Origin of the sequence: Nonomuraea sp. NPDC003709, from assembly GCF_040610775.1 — a bacterium.
Classification (GTDB): domain Bacteria; phylum Actinomycetota; class Actinomycetes; order Streptosporangiales; family Streptosporangiaceae; genus Nonomuraea; species Nonomuraea angiospora_A.
In genome coordinates this window covers 122877-137176 of record NZ_JBEXMW010000020.1, presented here as the reverse complement: position 1 = coordinate 137176, position 14300 = coordinate 122877, and the positions used below count along the sequence as shown (strand labels likewise).

Here is a 14300-nt window from a genome sequence, read left to right as displayed (position 1 = left end):
ACCTCGACCGCCGCAGAGCACCACCGGGGTTACTGGCCCAGCCACCGATATGCCGCCACCATGATCGCTACGCCATAAAGCGCGGGCTCGGAGGCGAGGGGGAGAAACTCGAGAGACAAAGGGGACAGGCTCGAGGGACGAGGGGGACAGGCGCGGGACCAAGAGCCCCCGAGCCCTCGTTCAGTGCTCACCCCGCGCCGCGATGCCGAGCTTGTCGCACGCGTCCCGATAGAGCTGCACCACGGCCTTACGCACCTGGGCCCGCTCGGTGAGCGTCTCCCCCCAGGGCACCCGCACCCGCTCCCCACCATCGACCACGAACTCGATCGCCTCGGCATCCACGTCACTCGTCACCGCCGAGGTGGCGTCGGGCCGGCCGCCGAGCGCCCGCACGATGATCAGCGAGTCCCCGGCGTGGTCGTCATTCATGTGGCGCTTGATCGCCTCGACGGCGTCAGCGGTGAAAGGCGTGCTCATATCGGCTCAAGCTACCTTCTTCAGCTCCGCCGACATATGGTCCGTGAGCGGGTGACCCACGGCCGCCATCTCGTACGCCCACATCAGGTTGCCGTTGACCAACCCGTACAGCCGGTGCCCCGCCGTGTACTCCTTGGCGGTGCCGGTGCGGGCCACGACGTCCGTCCGCAGCTCGATCTTGTGGAAGACGACCTCGCCGATGTAGATCTCGACGATCCCGGTCGGGTGGGCGAGCACCACCTCGATCTGCCTGTCGGGCTGCGGGCGCCAGTATCCCGATTCGGTGGCCAGCGGCTTGACCCGATTGCCGTCCTGGTCGAGCAGCCAGGTGCGGCTCACGTAGCTCAGGAACGGCTTCCCGTTGTGCCCGAACTCGATCTCCTGCCCGAAGTTGAAGCTCTCGATCGTCGGGTAGCCGCCCACGCCGGCGCCTTCCCACCGGCCGAGCAGGAAGGCGATGGGCTCTAGGGCGGGGTGCACCTCAGGTTCTTCCATGCTCCCCAAGCGTAGTGCTCCTGACTCGCCGTACAGCCTCGGTGTACAGCTCGGTGGTGAGATCATCGCGGCCGATGCCGACGTCCGCCATCACCTGCCTGATCACCCGCAATGCGCCGGGCACCGCGTCGGGCTCGACCACTGCCTCGATTTCGAGAAACGTACCGTCGAGTTCGGGAATGGTCACGAGAGTGGCCAGCAAAGAAAGCCCCGACTTCGAAATCCGGTAGTTCCTGCACCGCTTTTCGTACCGGATCACTTCCTGCAACCCAAGTTTGCGCAGCACAGCTTCCATCGCCACCGGGTCTTCGACGCCGGTCTCGTACTCAGGCTTGGACCCGCTGACCGGATCGACGCTGGGATCCTTGAACGTGAGCAGGCTCACCGCGCCGCCGTCCACCACCCTCACCCGGATCTCCCTCCCGTCGCGGGAGTACCGGAGATCGGGGGTGTCGTAGTAAACATCGCGGTAGACACTGGCCGTCTCCGGCGCACGCTCCCGCAACGCGGCCCGTACGCCGACGGGATCCCGCACTACGGCCTTCAACTCGGCCTCAATCCACATGCTCCTCCTTCAGCCTCCCTCGTAGCAGCCCATGGGGCGGTGTCCTCCGGCGCCCCCTGCGAGAGCCTGTCAGGCGGTGCCCTCTGGCATCCCTTGCGGGAGCCTGTCGTGCGGTGTCCTCCGGCATCCCTCGTAGCAGCCCGTGGGGCGGCGCCTTTCGGCGCCTCCTGCGGGATCCCGTGGGGCGGCGTCCTTCGGCGTCCCTTGCGGAAGCCCGTCGGGCGGCGTCCTTCGGCGTCCCTTGGGGGAGCCTGTTGGGCGGTGTTCTTCGCGGCGTTTCTTCGGTCAAGGTGGGGTCTTTCCCGCGCGGGCTTGTGTATTCGGTTGGAGTCCTTCGCCGGGAGTCGGGGGGCGTTAGGGTGACGGGTATGGAACGATCACTGGTGATCAAGGTGACCGCCGGGGCGGATGCCCCTGAGCGGTGCAACCAGGCGTTCAATGTCGCGGCCGCCGCGCTCGCGAGTGGTGTGCCCGTTTCCCTGTGGCTGACCGGCGAGGCCTCGTGGTTCGCGCTGCCGGGCAGGGCCAAGGAGTTCAGCCTGCCGCACGCCGCGCCGCTCGCCGACCTCCTCGACGCTGTGCTGGCGGCAGGGCGCGTGACACTCTGCACTCAATGCGCGGCCCGTAGGAACATCACGGTGGACGATCTCATCGACGGGGTCCGCATCGCGGGCGCGCCGGCGTTCGTCGAGGAAGTGGTCAGGGAAGGCGCCCAGGCGCTGGTCTACTGATCCTCCGAGATCGTAGGCCGCACATCCCCCTGAGGCTCATCCGCTGGCGTCCCAAAGACGCGCCGCGCGAAGAGCAAGCGCCTGCCCTGAGTGCAGGGATATACGCCGACCTCGGCACGCGCGACCGCGTGTGGTGGCGCGCGACCGTGCGCGCCCGTGTGGCCGTGTGTGGTCGTGTGGCCGTGTGGCACCCCGCGCCGCCGTGTGCGGTCGTGCGTGGCGCGCAACCGTGCGTAGCCGTGTGCCGGTGTGCGGCGGGGCGCGACCGTGCGTGGCGCGCGGCCGGGCATGGCCGTGTGGCGGGGCGCGACCGTGCGTGGCGCGCGGCCGGGCATGGCCGTGTGGCGGTTCGCGACCGCGTGTGGCCGTGTGCCGTTGTGTAGCCGCGTGGCCGTGTGCCGTTGTGGCCGTGTGCCGTTGTGGCCGTGTGGCGGTGGTGGGGAAGGGCGGGGTTATAGGCCGTTGGGGTGGCGGTCGCGTACGGCGTTTAGTTCGATGTTCTGCTCCAGCAGTGCCTTCGCCGCGCACAGGACGATCGTGAAGCCGCCCGTCGAATCCGCCACGTGGGCGACGATCTCGTCGCCGGACCCTGCGAGCCCGCTCTCCGTCACCTCGACGAAGGTGGCGTCCTGTCCGTACGGGGTGAAGCGGAACTCGACGGTCAGCGGATGGTCGTCGTTCCATTGGAAGAGGATCCTGCTCCCCTCCTCCACCTCCTTGACCAGCACATTCGTGGAGACCCCGTACATCTCCCACGTCCACTGGAGCCGCGCGCCCGTTGTCATCCTGCCGGTGCTCTTGGTGAACCAGAACCTGGTCGTGACCTCCGGGTCCGCGAACGCCCTGAAGACCTCGGCGGGCGGCCTGCGGATGAGCATCGCGGTCTGTACGTCGGGGAGCTTGGTGAGTGTGAGCGTGTCAACGGCCATGGTCAGGCTCCTTTCTCGTCCTGCGACTCTCACCGGGCGGTCTCGGTGATGGGCGACAGCGTTTCGCCGGTTTCCAGCAGGGTCTTGAGGTTGGAGAGCAGTTCGGGCCAGCCCTGGCTGATCGACTCGCGTACGCCGCTGCCGGGCTCGAAGCCGCTGTGCACGATGGTCAGCTTGACCGTCTCCCCAGCCTGTTCGATGTCGAAGGTCACCTTGGACCTGGGCTCCGCGGTCACCCGGGCCAGTGTCTCGTCGCTCAGGCCGACGGCTTTGGCGAACTCCGGTGTGAAGGTGTGCCAGGAGTAGGCCAGGCGGCGGTGGGGGTCGGACTCGAGTACGACCTGCTCGGGGTCCTCGATCGTGACACCGCCCAGCTTCCAGGCCATCGTCGAGCCCACCTTCCAGTCGGACTCGATCTCGACGCCCCAATAGCTGAGGGTGAAGGCGGGCTCGGTCAGGGCCTGCCAGAGCCGCTCCGGGGTGGTCTTGATGTATGTCGTGTAAACGAAGTCGTTGCTGGTCATGGGGCTCTCCAAAGCCGTCTTGAGGTCGGCGAGCGCGCCGGCTCGCCGCCGGTCGTACTGGTTGATCCAGCGATCGGCGATGGCGTTGATCGGCACGGCGTTGAGGTAGTGCAGCTTCTCCCGACCGCGCCACATCGTGGTCACCAGGTTGGCCTCCTCCAGCACGGCCAGGTGCTTGCTGACCGACTGCCTGGCCATGTCCAGGCCTGCGCACAGCTCGCGCAGGGTTTGCCCGTTGCGGGCATTGAGGCTGTCGAGCAGCCTGCGGCGGCTGGGGTCGGCCAGCGCCTTGAACACCTCGTCCATTTAGCCCATCTACCGCCATCCAGGCCGGACATGCAGTCGATTGGCCGCATGTTTCGACCGTAGGCAGCTGGATGGCTGCATGTCAACCGGAGCTGATCGTGGCGTTGCTGGAGACGGTGGAGTTCTGCGCGAAAAGCACGAAAGCACGGAAGGTGTGAAAAGCGCGAAAAGACCGCCGCGCGGCCCGGCCGCGGCCCGGGTGAGGCCCGGGTGGGGCCTGGGTGAGGTCTCCGGCCCGCCGACATCGGCCGTCGACCCCGGTGGCCGGGGTCGGTGGCCGATGGCGAGGGCGGCAAGGTGCGGGAGTCGTGGTGGGCAACAGCTCTAACGCCCGTTGCGCGCCGGTCGGCCCCTGGCTTTCGGCCCGGCCGTCATGAGCTCACCAACCAATGCTCGGACCCTGGCCCCAGAGGCCTGTCCTGACCCCCGCCGTTCGGGCGGGCAGAGCGGGTTTGCCTAGGATCGGGAGTCGATCGAGGAGGCGGAGGGTGGAGATGACCGGCGCGTTGGCGGAGGCCGAGTGGGAATCGCATCGCTCCGCGGTCTTCGGGGCGGCCTACCGGATCCTCGGCACCGTGGCCGAGGCCGAGGACGTGACGCAGGAGGTCTGGTTGCGCGCTGTCGCCGCCGACCTGTCCGAGGTGCGGGATCTGCGGGCCTGGCTGGTGACCGTGGCCGCCCGGACGTCCTACAACGTGCTGCGATCGGCCCGCGTCCGGCGCGAGTCCTACGTCGGCCCCTGGCTGCCCGAACCGCTGCTGACCGGGCCCGACGCCGCCGCCCAGGTGCTCATGGACGAGTCGGTGAGCACCGCGATGCTGGTGGTCATGGAGACGCTCACCCCCGCCGAACGCGTCGCGCTGGTGCTGCACGACGTCTTCGACTTCCCGTTCGCGCGGATCGCCGAGGTGCTCGACAGCACGCCCGCCGCCGGCCGCAAGCTCGCCTCCCGCGCGCGGGCGCGGGTCGCCGCGGTCCAGGAGCGGCCCCGGGCGTCCAGGGCCGAGACCGAACGGCTGCTCAGGGCGTTCAAGGCGGCCGCCGACGCGGGTGACCTGGCCGGGCTCGTCGAGCTGCTGCACCCCGAGGCCGTGTACGTCGCCGACGGCGGCGGCGAGGTGACCGCGGCGCGCAGGCCGGTCCGGGGCGCCGAGCGGATCGCCCTGCTGGCGGTCAGGCAGATCGAGCTGAGGCGGCCCGACGCGTTCCAGGTCATCGAGGTGAACGGGCGACCGGCCCTGGCGACCTACCACGGCGGCGAGCTGGTCTGGCTCGACACCGTGGAGATCGCCGACGGGCGGATCACGACGTTCAGGCGGCTGGTCAATCCGGACAAGCTCGCCCGCCTCGGTCACATCTGACCCCGCCGTCTTGTCTCCCTGCCGACCGGCCCCCGATCCCCCGGGGGCCAGGCGGAGAGAGGACGGGACAGTGGCGCACGTTGTGATCATCGGAGGCGGTTTCGCGGGCGTGTGGAGCGCGGCGGGAGCAGCACTGGCGCGCGGAGCGGCGGACCTGCGCATCACGCTCATCTCGCCGAACGAGCACCTGGTGCTACGACCACGCCTGTACGAGCCGGAGCTGGACCTGGCCAAGGTAGAGCTCGGCAGAGTCCTCGGGCCGATCGGCGTCGAGCACCTGCGGGCGTCGGTGAGCACGATCGACGCCGGCCGCCGCGTGGTGGTGGCCGACGGCCGGGAGATCGGCTACGACCGCCTGGTGCTGGCGGCGGGCAGCAAGCTCGTCCGGCCCGAGGGCCTGCCCGGCGCCGAACGGCTCTTCGACATCGACACCCTGGACGGGGCCCGGCGGCTCGCCGACCACCTGCGCGACCGCGAGAACTACCACGCCGTGGTCGTCGGCGCGGGGTTCGTGGGCCTGGAGGCCGCGACCGAGCTGGCCGCCCGGGGCCGGGTGCTGCTGGTGGACCGCTCACAGGTGGTCGGGCACCAGCTCGGCCCGGGCCCGCGCGAGGAGATCGAGGCGGCGCTGGACAAGCTGGGCGTCGAACGCCGCCTCGGGACGACGGTGACGGAGGTAGGCGACGGGTACGCCGTCCTGTCCGACGGCACCAGGGTCGAGGCGGACGCGGTGGTCTGGGCGGCCGGGATGAGGGCCACCGAGCTCACCCGGCAGATCTCCGCCGAGCTCGACCACCTCGGCCGCGTGCCGGTGGACGGGCACCTGCGCGCCCTTCCCGAGGTGTTCGCCGCCGGGGACACGGCCGCCGCGGCGTTCGACGCCGAGCACACGGTCATGCAGGCCTGCCAGCACGCCACTCCGCTCGGCAAGGTCGCCGGGTACAACGCGGCGGCCGACCTGCTCGGCGTGCCGCTGCGCGACTTCACCCCCGGTCCGTACGTCACCTGCCTCGACCTGGGCGGCGCCGGCGGGATCTTCACCAGAGGCTGGGACCGCCGGGTGCTGGCCTCGGGCGCCGCGGGCAAGGAGATCAAGACGCGGATCAACCAGGCAATCCACCCGCCGGTCGACGACGCCGCGAAGATCCTCGCCGCCGCCGACCACGTCTACCTGGAGTTGCCCTTCTTCCCTCCCGACGAGGAGACCGGTCAGCCGGGCAGGACGGCGGCCAGGCGTTCCTGGCGCAGGGCCTCGTAGCGGGAGTTGTCGAGGGGTGCCAGGTCGCCCACCCGCCACGACAGCAGCAGGTCGGCCAGGGCCGGGTTGCGGGCCAGGGCGGGCCCGTGGAGGTAGGTGCCCACCACGTGGCCCGCGTAGCAGCCCTCGAAGCCGTCTCCGTTGCCCACCCCGACGAGGGTCCGGGACAGGGGCTTGACGCCGGGGCCCAGGTGGGTGATGCCCATGTGGTTCTCGAAGCCGGTCAGGGTGGGGAGGTTGAGAGCGGCGTCCACCTCGGCGGCCAGCTCGCCGACCGCTCGGGCGGGACCGCGGGAGCTGGCGATGTCCAGCAGCCCGATCCCGTCCACCGGCTGGCCCTCCTCGCCCCCGAACGTGCTGCCCATGATCTGGTATCCGGCGCACACCGCCAGCATGGCGGCGCCGCGGGCGATGGCGCGGTGGAGGCCGCCGTCGCGGCGCAGGCGTTCGGCGGCCAGGATCTGGGGGCGGTCCTCGCCGCCGCCGATGAGGTAGATGTCGCCCGAATCCGGCACCGGGTCCGCCGAACGTACGTGGATCGTCTCGGTCGCGATCCCCCGGCGGTTCGCGCGCTGCTCCAGGACGAGCGCGTTGCCCTGGTCACCGTACGTGCTCAGCAGGTCAGGATAGATCCAGACGATGCGAAGGGCGCTGTCAGTCGGCACGGCCGAACTCCGTTCGGATCTGCTGGAAGGCGGTGTAGTTGGCGATGACGTCGACCCTGCCGGGAGGCTGCATGGACAGCGCCTCCGTGAACGAGCCGCACAGCGTGAACGGCACGTCCGCCACGTCGAGCCGGAGCGCCAGGTCGAGGCGGCGCTCGCCCGTCACGAAGACGGGGCGCCCGCGCAGGATGCGGTAGTCGACGTCCCACAGCCAGGAGGTGTCGCGCCCGTCGGGACCGTTGGCGTTGACCGAGAGGATGATCGGCAGCTGCGGGTCGGACACGTCGAACGCCTCCAGCCACCCCGCCGGGTTCTTCGCCAGCAGCAGCCGCGCGTGGCGGCCGTCGCGCTCGACCGTGGTGTAGCGGCCGGCCACCGAGGTGACCTGGCGCAGCCGCGGTAGCGCCCGCTCCACCGGCACCCCGAACGCCTCGGCCACCGCCAGCGCCATCACCGCGTTGGACCGGTTGGCCAGGCCGGGCAGCTGGATGTCGAGCTGCCACCGCTGCCCGCGCGGATCGACGGCCACCTCGTCGTCGATCGCCCACTGCGGCTCCGGCCGGTGGAACGTGCACTCCTTGCACGCCCAGTCGGCGTCCTTACGGTCCAGCGGGCCGCCGCACTCGGGGCAGCACCAGGAGTCTTCCTTCCACCGCTGGCCGCCGGAGACCCAGGTGACCTTCGCCGCCGTGGAGGCGCCCCAGGTCACGAGCGGGTCGTCGCAGTTGGCGATGACGTGGGTGGGCTTGCCGGACAGCGCCCTGCGCCACTTCTGCGCGAGCAGCCAGATCTCGGCGGCGCGGTCCATCTGGTCGCGGCTGAGGTTCATCAGGCACACGACGCCCGCGCCGGTGGTGTCGAGGACCTCCGGCAGATATTTCTCGTCCACTTCGAGCACCCCGTACGGGGCGGCCTTGTTCTGGGAGAGCGCCGAGACGTGGCCGGCGGGCATGTTGGCGCCCAGCGCGTTGGTGGCGACGTCGCCGAGCTCGAGGAGCGCCGAGGCGATCAGCCGCGTGGTGGTGGTCTTGCCGTTGGTGGCGCTGACCAGGGCCAGCTTGCGGTCGCGGGCCAGCTTGCGCAGGAGGTCGGGCTCAAGCAGCAGGCCCACTCGCCCGCCGATCACCGACCCGTCCCCGCGCCCGGTCATCTTGGACAGCGTCGCGGCACTGCGGCCCAGGGCGCTGGCGAGCTGGGCCCGCAGAGGAAGCTGGGTCATGCCCAAGGATCCTAGTCGGCATTGGCCGATAGTCTGGAGATGCACACGAAAACGCGGCCCGGTCGGTAGCCCGGGCGAAGCTTCACCGTATCCGCCCTTCCATGGGATGTCCGGTGTGCCGGAAGCGGCCTCGACAGGCCGTCATTTCGGCATACGCGCATGGAGGGCGACGTGGTGACGATGTCGGTCTATCTGGACGGGCCGTTCTGGGTCGGCGTACTCGAGATCGTCGAGGACGGCACGGTCCGGGCGACCCGTTTCACGCTCGGGTCCGAGCCCACCGATCCGGAGCTGTACGAGTTCCTGCGGCGGCACGGCGTCGCGCTGCTCGAACGGGCGGCCGCCGCGCCTCCCGTCCCCTCGGAGGGGCGGGAGACCAGGCGGGTCAACCCCAAGCGGGCCGCGAAACTGGCGGCCCGGGCGGCGGCCGGGGTGTCCCGCCGGAGCACGGCCTCGCAGGAGGCGCTGCGGCTGGAGCTGGAGAGCCGGAAGGCGGAGGCCGCTGACGACCGGCGGGCCCGGCGGCGGGAGGCGGCTGAGCACCGGCGGGAGGTGGCCCGCCGCAAGCGCCTCGAACGCCGCCGCGACCGCTGAGCCCCGCCACCGTCATCGCTGAGACCCGCCGCCGCGACCGCTGAGACTCTCCACCGTCATCGCTGAGACCCGCCGCCGTGACCGCTGAGCCCCTGAGGTCAGGACGGTGAGGGGGCGGCGTCGGCGAAGGCGATCTCCGGGGCGCCACCGTGGTCGAACGGCAGGACGAAGCGGCGCGGCCACGACAGCACGCCCTCCAGCCACCCCGCCCCCATCGTCTGCCCCACGTGCCGCAGCCGCGCCGACGACTCGATCCCGATCGCCACCGTCGTGATGTCCCGCTGCACCCCCTCGTTCTCGTCGTCCCCCAGGATGACCCGCCAGGCCAGCGCCCGGTTCCGGTCCACCTCCATCGACAGCGGGTGGTGCCGCAGCGCCTTGGCACGGTGCCCGAGCAGCTCGGTGTGCACGAGGTCGGGGTTGGCGCCGTTGCCGTTCGAGGGCTGGCGGAAGAGGGCGTACTCCATGGGCGGCGCCGGGCTGCGCAGGTTGGGGGCCGCGTGGCCGTGCGGGAAGAGCCTGTCCACCTCGTGCAGCCACCGGACCTGCGGGATCACCCACGAGGCGCCCGGCCGGTCCCCGCCGCCGTCGAGCCCGGCGAGCAGCCGCGTGGCGGTCTCGGCGGCCTTCTCGGTGAGCAGGGCGGGGTCGAACCAGCTGCGCAGCGACCAGGCGCGCCGCTGCACCGAGCGTTCGATCAGGGTCGCCAGCAGGCACTCGCCGCGCCGCGCCGGCAGTTCGCCCCAGGCGGCGCCCAGGGCTCGCGGAACGCCGGGCAGCGGCCGGTTGCTGACGAAGGCGAGCACGACCGTGTCGCACCAGATGCGCAGCCAGGCCCACTCGGGGGCGTCGGCGAGCACGTCGGCCTCGCGCAGCTCCACCAGCGTGCACGCCTGCCCGGTGCGGCAGGACGCGCCGCACGCCGCGGACCGGCGGCCGCGGATGGGCGGCGGCGGGCCGGGCAGCACCTTCTCGCGGGACTCCCCCAGCGGTACGCGGACCCGCAGCGGCCGGTCCATCCCGTCGGCGAAGACCGCTGCCGAGCCCGGCTGCAGGGAGACCACGTGGCGGGACTGCTCGTCGCTGAGGTTCATGGCGGCGCCGACGAGCTTCCTGTCGTCCTCCGCCGGGAGCCGGTGCACGACCTTCAGCGCGGTGTTCTTGACGACGTCGGAGACGAGCTTGGTCGGGATCTGCTCCGCCACCACGATGCCCTCGCCGTACGCGCGGATCTCCGCCAGCAGCCCGGCCAGCAGCTCCACCGCGTGCGTGGAGGCCCGGCCGTGGCCGCGGTCGCGCAGCAGCCGGTGCGCCTCCTCGATCACGATGACGTGGCGCAGCTCGTGGGACTTCTCCCGGCGGGCCCGCATCCGCAGGTGCTCGACGATCCGGATGATCAGCGTGCCCATGAGGAACGCCTTGTCCTCGTCGTTGGCCACGTCCTCGATCGCCAGCACGACGTCCCGCTCCAGCAGGCCGCCGATGTCGGCGGGGTGGCCGCCCTCGAAGAAGCGACCCGCCGAGCCGACCCGCAGGGACCGGAGCCGGAGCGAGATGAAGCCCTCCACGTCGGCCTGGACCTCGCGGCCGTAACCGATCTCCTTGATCACGTCCATGGCGTGCTGCTGGAGCTGTTCGAGGGTGGGGATGCTGGGCGGGACGTTCGAGCCCGGCACGGCGCCGCCGGTGACGACGTCCCAGCCGGTGGCCTCGTAGACGCGCTGCAGCGCCAGCGACATGATCTGCGGGAACGGCTCCTCGGCGTCGAACGCCGCCATGAACAGCGCCCTGACCATGTCGATGTGGGCCTGGACGGGGTAGCCGGGCTCGGGTTCGAGCGGGTTGATGCTGAACGGCACGCCGTCCGGCGCCGACGGGTTGATGACGGTGACCGGGTCGTCGAGGCGCCCGGCCATGGCGGCGTACTCGGACTTGGCGGGCTCGATGGCCAGCCACGGGATGCGGGCCCGGCTGAGCTGCTCCAGCAGGTGGCGCACCGTCTGCGACTTGCCCGAGCCGGTAGCCCCGGTGACGAACGCGTGCCGGTTGAGCGTGGCCAGCGGCACCCGGAACGTCCCGACCCCCCTGTCCTGCCCGTCGAGGATCTCGCCCAGCTCCAGCTCGCCGCCGTCGGCCTCGGACGTCACGTCGAAGAAGCCCGACTCGAGCACGCGCACCCCCGGGACCTCCCGCCTGGGCAGCCCGGCCAGCGCCGCGAGCGCCCCGGCGGTGGCGGCGAACGGGGCGGCGGCGCCGTCCGTCGGGTCCTGCATGGTGATGGCGAGGGCCTCCGACAGGCCGTAGGCGGCGCCGTGCGAGCTGCGCAGCCGGTACGGGTGATGGCTCATCTCGACCGACCCGACCAGCACGGGAGCGATCTGCCGCAGCTCCTCGGCGGTGGCGCCCCCGGCCAGCACGCGAACGTTCCAGAGCCCGGCCTCCCTGAAGGCGTCCAGCTCCTGCATGCGCCGCTCGGCCCGCTCGGCGTCGAAGCGGGAGCGCTCGGAGGCGTCCCCGTACTGCCTGAGCACGTTGAGCTGGGTACGCAGGTGCGCCACCTCGGCGTCGAGCAGGTCGGTCGGCTCGGCCACCACCAGCCAGGCGAAGGGCCGCGACATGAGCGTCACCAGCGTCGACTCGAACAACGTCGGCCGCCTGAGCTCGTCCGGGTCGAACTCGCGACCCTTGTTCCCCAGCGGCGGCGCCTGGCGGCCCGGGCACGGCGCCCACACCAGGTCCGCCAGGTCGGCGAGATACTCCTCGTCGAGCTGGACCCCGCGCGCCCCGCCCGGGAACAGCAGCGGCTGCGGCCCGCTCGGGCGGCCGGGCGCGTCGGTGGACCTGCGCGGCTGGCGCGGCGGCGACAACGGCCCGGCGTTGGTGATGAGCTCGAGCGGCGCGCCGGATCCCCGCGACAGCCACCCGATGACGAACGGCCGGTCGCGTTGCGCCGCCGACAGCACCGCGGGCAGCACGGTGACGAAATCCCACTCCGCCGACGAGCTTCGCGAAGGCGCTGCGATCGACTGGATTCGATACCAGGGCCCATTCAGCGACACACTCGGCTGCATTTCATTCCCCCACAGACGGTTCTTTGTTAAATTCCGCCAACCGTCAGCTCGTCACGTTGACATTGACCATGTCATTGCCTGCCCTTGCGCCAGTCCAGGCGTGGCGGTGGTGGCCCGAGGTTCGGTGGGGGTTCCCCGTCGGTGCCCTGTTCCTGGGGGTCGAGCGCGAGCACGGCCTCGCGTACGTCCTCCAGCTCGCCGAGCGTGGTCTTGGGGAAGGTCAGGATGGCGGGGTTCGCGTCGGCGAGGCGTACGCGCCTGCCCTGGGCCGTGGCGTCGGTGACGATCACGGAGGTCGTGGGGAGCTGCTGGAGCTGGTGCGGCTCGACGAGGAACTCGCGCGAGCGCTGCAGCACCCGCTCCTTCTCGGAGATCTTGTCGGCGGTCCTGCCCCACTCGGTGGACTCGGTGATGTCGCCGGCCAGATCCGCGAGGTTCTCGTCGCGGTCCTCCGTGCCGTCGTCGTCCATCTGGGAGATCGTGGAGGTGTAACCGCCGTCGAGGCCGGGCAGCGAGTCGCTGATCGTCTCGGTGAGCTGGGCCAGCTCCAGCCGGTGCTCGGTGCCGACGTGCTCGCTGGCGACGCGCGCGTCCTCGGCGTTGCCCAGCCGCATGAACGCCACCGCAGCGTGCCCCCTGCCGAGCCGCTCCCGCACGGTGGGGGTCAAAGACCGATAAGTCAGGACCAGTCCGGTACGGGAGGTCTCGCAGGCGTCCATCAGCCGGTCGAGCACGTCGCCCCTGAGCTTGTCCGCGCCCGCCACGATGATCGTGTGGTACCAGGGCCGGTCCGAGGCCGGGGACTGGCGCAGGATGTGGGTGAGCGCGGTGGCCACGTACGTGCCGAGCACCCGGTTGCCGAAGGCGCCCGCCTGCCGGTCCATGCTCACCACCCGCAGCCGCGCCGGCGGCAGCCGTACGGCCTCCGAGCCGAGCGTCTCCAGCTTGCGCAGCTGCGACTCCAGCGCCCAGGCCCGCTCGATCACCACCCGCTCGCTCACCCCGCGCCCGAACAGCGTGCCGATGCGCTCCAGCTGGGTGGCCGTGATCAGCCCGAACCTCAGGTCGTCGCGCGGGTCGCCCACCTGCGCGAGCGCCCGCAGCGCGGCCGTGACCTGGCTGATCGTGGCGTTCTCGCCGAGCACCTCGAGCACCCGCTCCAGGATCGCGTTGTCGAAGCTGAGGTCGCGCGTGGTGCGGTGCTCCTCGCTCACGCTCACCACGTGCGCCAGCACGTCCGCGAACGCCTCCGGCTTGAGCGTGGCCCCCAGGTCGAGCTTGGGCAGATCGACCGGCAGCACCCAGACCAGCGGGTCGTCGCCGCCCTTGCGGGCCAGCTCGATCAGGTCCTTCGCGATCGCGCCCTCGGACAGGTCGAGCACGGTCAGGTGGCCGCCGCTGTAGAGCCGCGTGGCGCCGAGCAGCGTGATCAGCGCCGACCAGCCGGGGAGCGTGCCACCCGCCACGTCGATGCGGTCGATCTCGTCCGGCACGGCGACCGCGTACCACGAGAGCTGCCTGTCGTGGCGTTCCTTGGAGTCCTGCCACTCGCGGTAGCGCTGGGCGTGCTCCTCCTGGGCGCGGAACAGCTCCTTGTCACGTTCCTCGCGCCGGCGCTCGTTCCTGGCCTGCTGCTCCAGCACGCGGTACTTCACCGCCCGGTCGCCCTGCAACAGCGCGTAACTGCAGATGCCCGCCACGCCTCCGGCGGCGGTGAGCCCGGCGATCGCGAACGGCCACGCGAGGTAGCCCGCGATCCCGGCGGCCAGGATGAGCACGGCCAGCACCAGCATGAACGTCCGGACGAGCCGCACGGGCTTGTTGAGCATGTCCTCCTGGAGCCGCTCGCGGCGCAGCAGGTCCGGGTCGACGGGGCCGGGCGGGTCGGCGGGCTCCTCGAGCGGAGAGGGGCGCTTGGGCGGCGGGCCAGGGTCGGAGTGCAGCAGGATGTACTGCCAGCCCAGGTAGATGCGGTCCGCCTGGAGCTGGGCATGCTCGGGATGCACGTCCGTCACGTGACCCTCCGGCCGCCGATATGTCGTTAGGAGTAAGGGCCAACCCTTTCCGCTCCGTGACAGCGTATGAGCTTCGAGGCCCGTAGCGGC

General features: G+C 71.2%; 13 protein-coding genes. 4 read left to right on the top strand and 9 right to left on the bottom strand.

Annotated features, from left to right (window positions below; genetic code table 11):
• Nucleotides 1-180: 180 nt before the first annotated feature.
• Genes ABZX61_RS45735 through cyaB form a run of 3 tightly spaced genes read right to left on the bottom strand, consistent with a single transcriptional unit; the run spans nt 181 to nt 1537 of the window.
• Nucleotides 181-477 carry a DUF2470 domain-containing protein gene (locus ABZX61_RS45735; protein ID WP_355204292.1) on the bottom strand — a complete coding sequence of 99 codons (297 nt, stop codon included), beginning with the start codon at nt 475-477 and terminating at the stop codon, nt 181-183.
• Nucleotides 478-483: 6 nt separating this feature from the next.
• Complete coding sequence (locus ABZX61_RS45730) at nt 484-972, bottom strand: FABP family protein (RefSeq protein WP_350733220.1); 489 nt, start codon at nt 970-972, stop codon at nt 484-486.
• The gene (gene cyaB, locus ABZX61_RS45725; protein WP_355204289.1) at nt 959-1537 is read right to left on the bottom strand and encodes a class IV adenylate cyclase; all 579 of its coding nucleotides are present in this window, start codon (nt 1535-1537) and stop codon (nt 959-961) included. The genes ABZX61_RS45730 and cyaB overlap by 14 nt, the downstream gene beginning before the upstream one ends.
• Nucleotides 1538-1905: 368 nt before the next feature.
• On the opposite strand from cyaB, the gene ABZX61_RS45720 reads away from it, so the two are divergent.
• Nucleotides 1906-2268, top strand: a complete 363-nt coding sequence (locus ABZX61_RS45720) for a DsrE family protein (RefSeq protein WP_350733216.1) — start codon at nt 1906-1908, stop codon at nt 2266-2268.
• A 452-nt stretch (nt 2269-2720) separates the two neighbouring features.
• On the opposite strand, the gene ABZX61_RS45715 is transcribed toward ABZX61_RS45720, so the two are convergent.
• On the bottom strand, nt 2721-3197 hold the full coding sequence (locus tag ABZX61_RS45715; RefSeq protein ID WP_355204287.1) for an SRPBCC family protein: 477 nt from the start codon (nt 3195-3197) through the stop codon (nt 2721-2723).
• A 29-nt stretch (nt 3198-3226) separates the two neighbouring features.
• On the bottom strand, nt 3227-4027 hold the full coding sequence (locus ABZX61_RS45710) for a metalloregulator ArsR/SmtB family transcription factor (protein ID WP_355204284.1): 801 nt from the start codon (nt 4025-4027) through the stop codon (nt 3227-3229).
• Between the two features lie 494 nt (nt 4028-4521).
• Between ABZX61_RS45710 and sigJ the strand changes: the two genes are divergently transcribed.
• Both sigJ and ABZX61_RS45700 read left to right on the top strand, forming a co-directional pair.
• The gene (gene sigJ, locus ABZX61_RS45705) at nt 4522-5388 is read left to right on the top strand and encodes an RNA polymerase sigma factor SigJ (protein WP_355204281.1); all 867 of its coding nucleotides are present in this window, start codon (nt 4522-4524) and stop codon (nt 5386-5388) included.
• A 70-nt stretch (nt 5389-5458) separates the two neighbouring features.
• Nucleotides 5459-6646 carry an FAD-dependent oxidoreductase gene (locus ABZX61_RS45700; protein ID WP_355204278.1) on the top strand — a complete coding sequence of 396 codons (1188 nt, stop codon included), beginning with the start codon at nt 5459-5461 and terminating at the stop codon, nt 6644-6646.
• Here the strand turns inward: ABZX61_RS45700 and ABZX61_RS45695 are convergent.
• The gene (locus ABZX61_RS45695) at nt 6598-7311 is read right to left on the bottom strand and encodes a glutamine amidotransferase (protein ID WP_350733211.1); all 714 of its coding nucleotides are present in this window, start codon (nt 7309-7311) and stop codon (nt 6598-6600) included. The genes ABZX61_RS45700 and ABZX61_RS45695 overlap by 49 nt on opposite strands.
• Nucleotides 7301-8530, bottom strand: coding sequence for a MurT ligase domain-containing protein (locus ABZX61_RS45690; RefSeq protein ID WP_355204276.1), 1230 nt, complete (start codon nt 8528-8530; stop codon nt 7301-7303). The genes ABZX61_RS45695 and ABZX61_RS45690 overlap by 11 nt, the downstream gene beginning before the upstream one ends.
• 159 nt (nt 8531-8689) lie before the next feature.
• On the opposite strand from ABZX61_RS45690, the gene ABZX61_RS45685 reads away from it, so the two are divergent.
• On the top strand, nt 8690-9124 hold the full coding sequence (locus ABZX61_RS45685; protein ID WP_355204273.1) for a YjdF family protein: 435 nt from the start codon (nt 8690-8692) through the stop codon (nt 9122-9124).
• Nucleotides 9125-9222: 98 nt separating this feature from the next.
• On the opposite strand, the gene ABZX61_RS45680 is transcribed toward ABZX61_RS45685, so the two are convergent.
• Nucleotides 9223-12099, bottom strand: coding sequence for an ATP-binding protein (locus ABZX61_RS45680; RefSeq protein ID WP_355204270.1), 2877 nt, complete (start codon nt 12097-12099; stop codon nt 9223-9225).
• A 167-nt stretch (nt 12100-12266) separates the two neighbouring features.
• A complete protein-coding gene (locus ABZX61_RS45675) occupies nt 12267-14210 on the bottom strand; it encodes a hypothetical protein (protein WP_355204266.1) in 1944 nt (647 codons plus the stop codon).
• Nucleotides 14211-14300 lie beyond the last annotated feature (90 nt).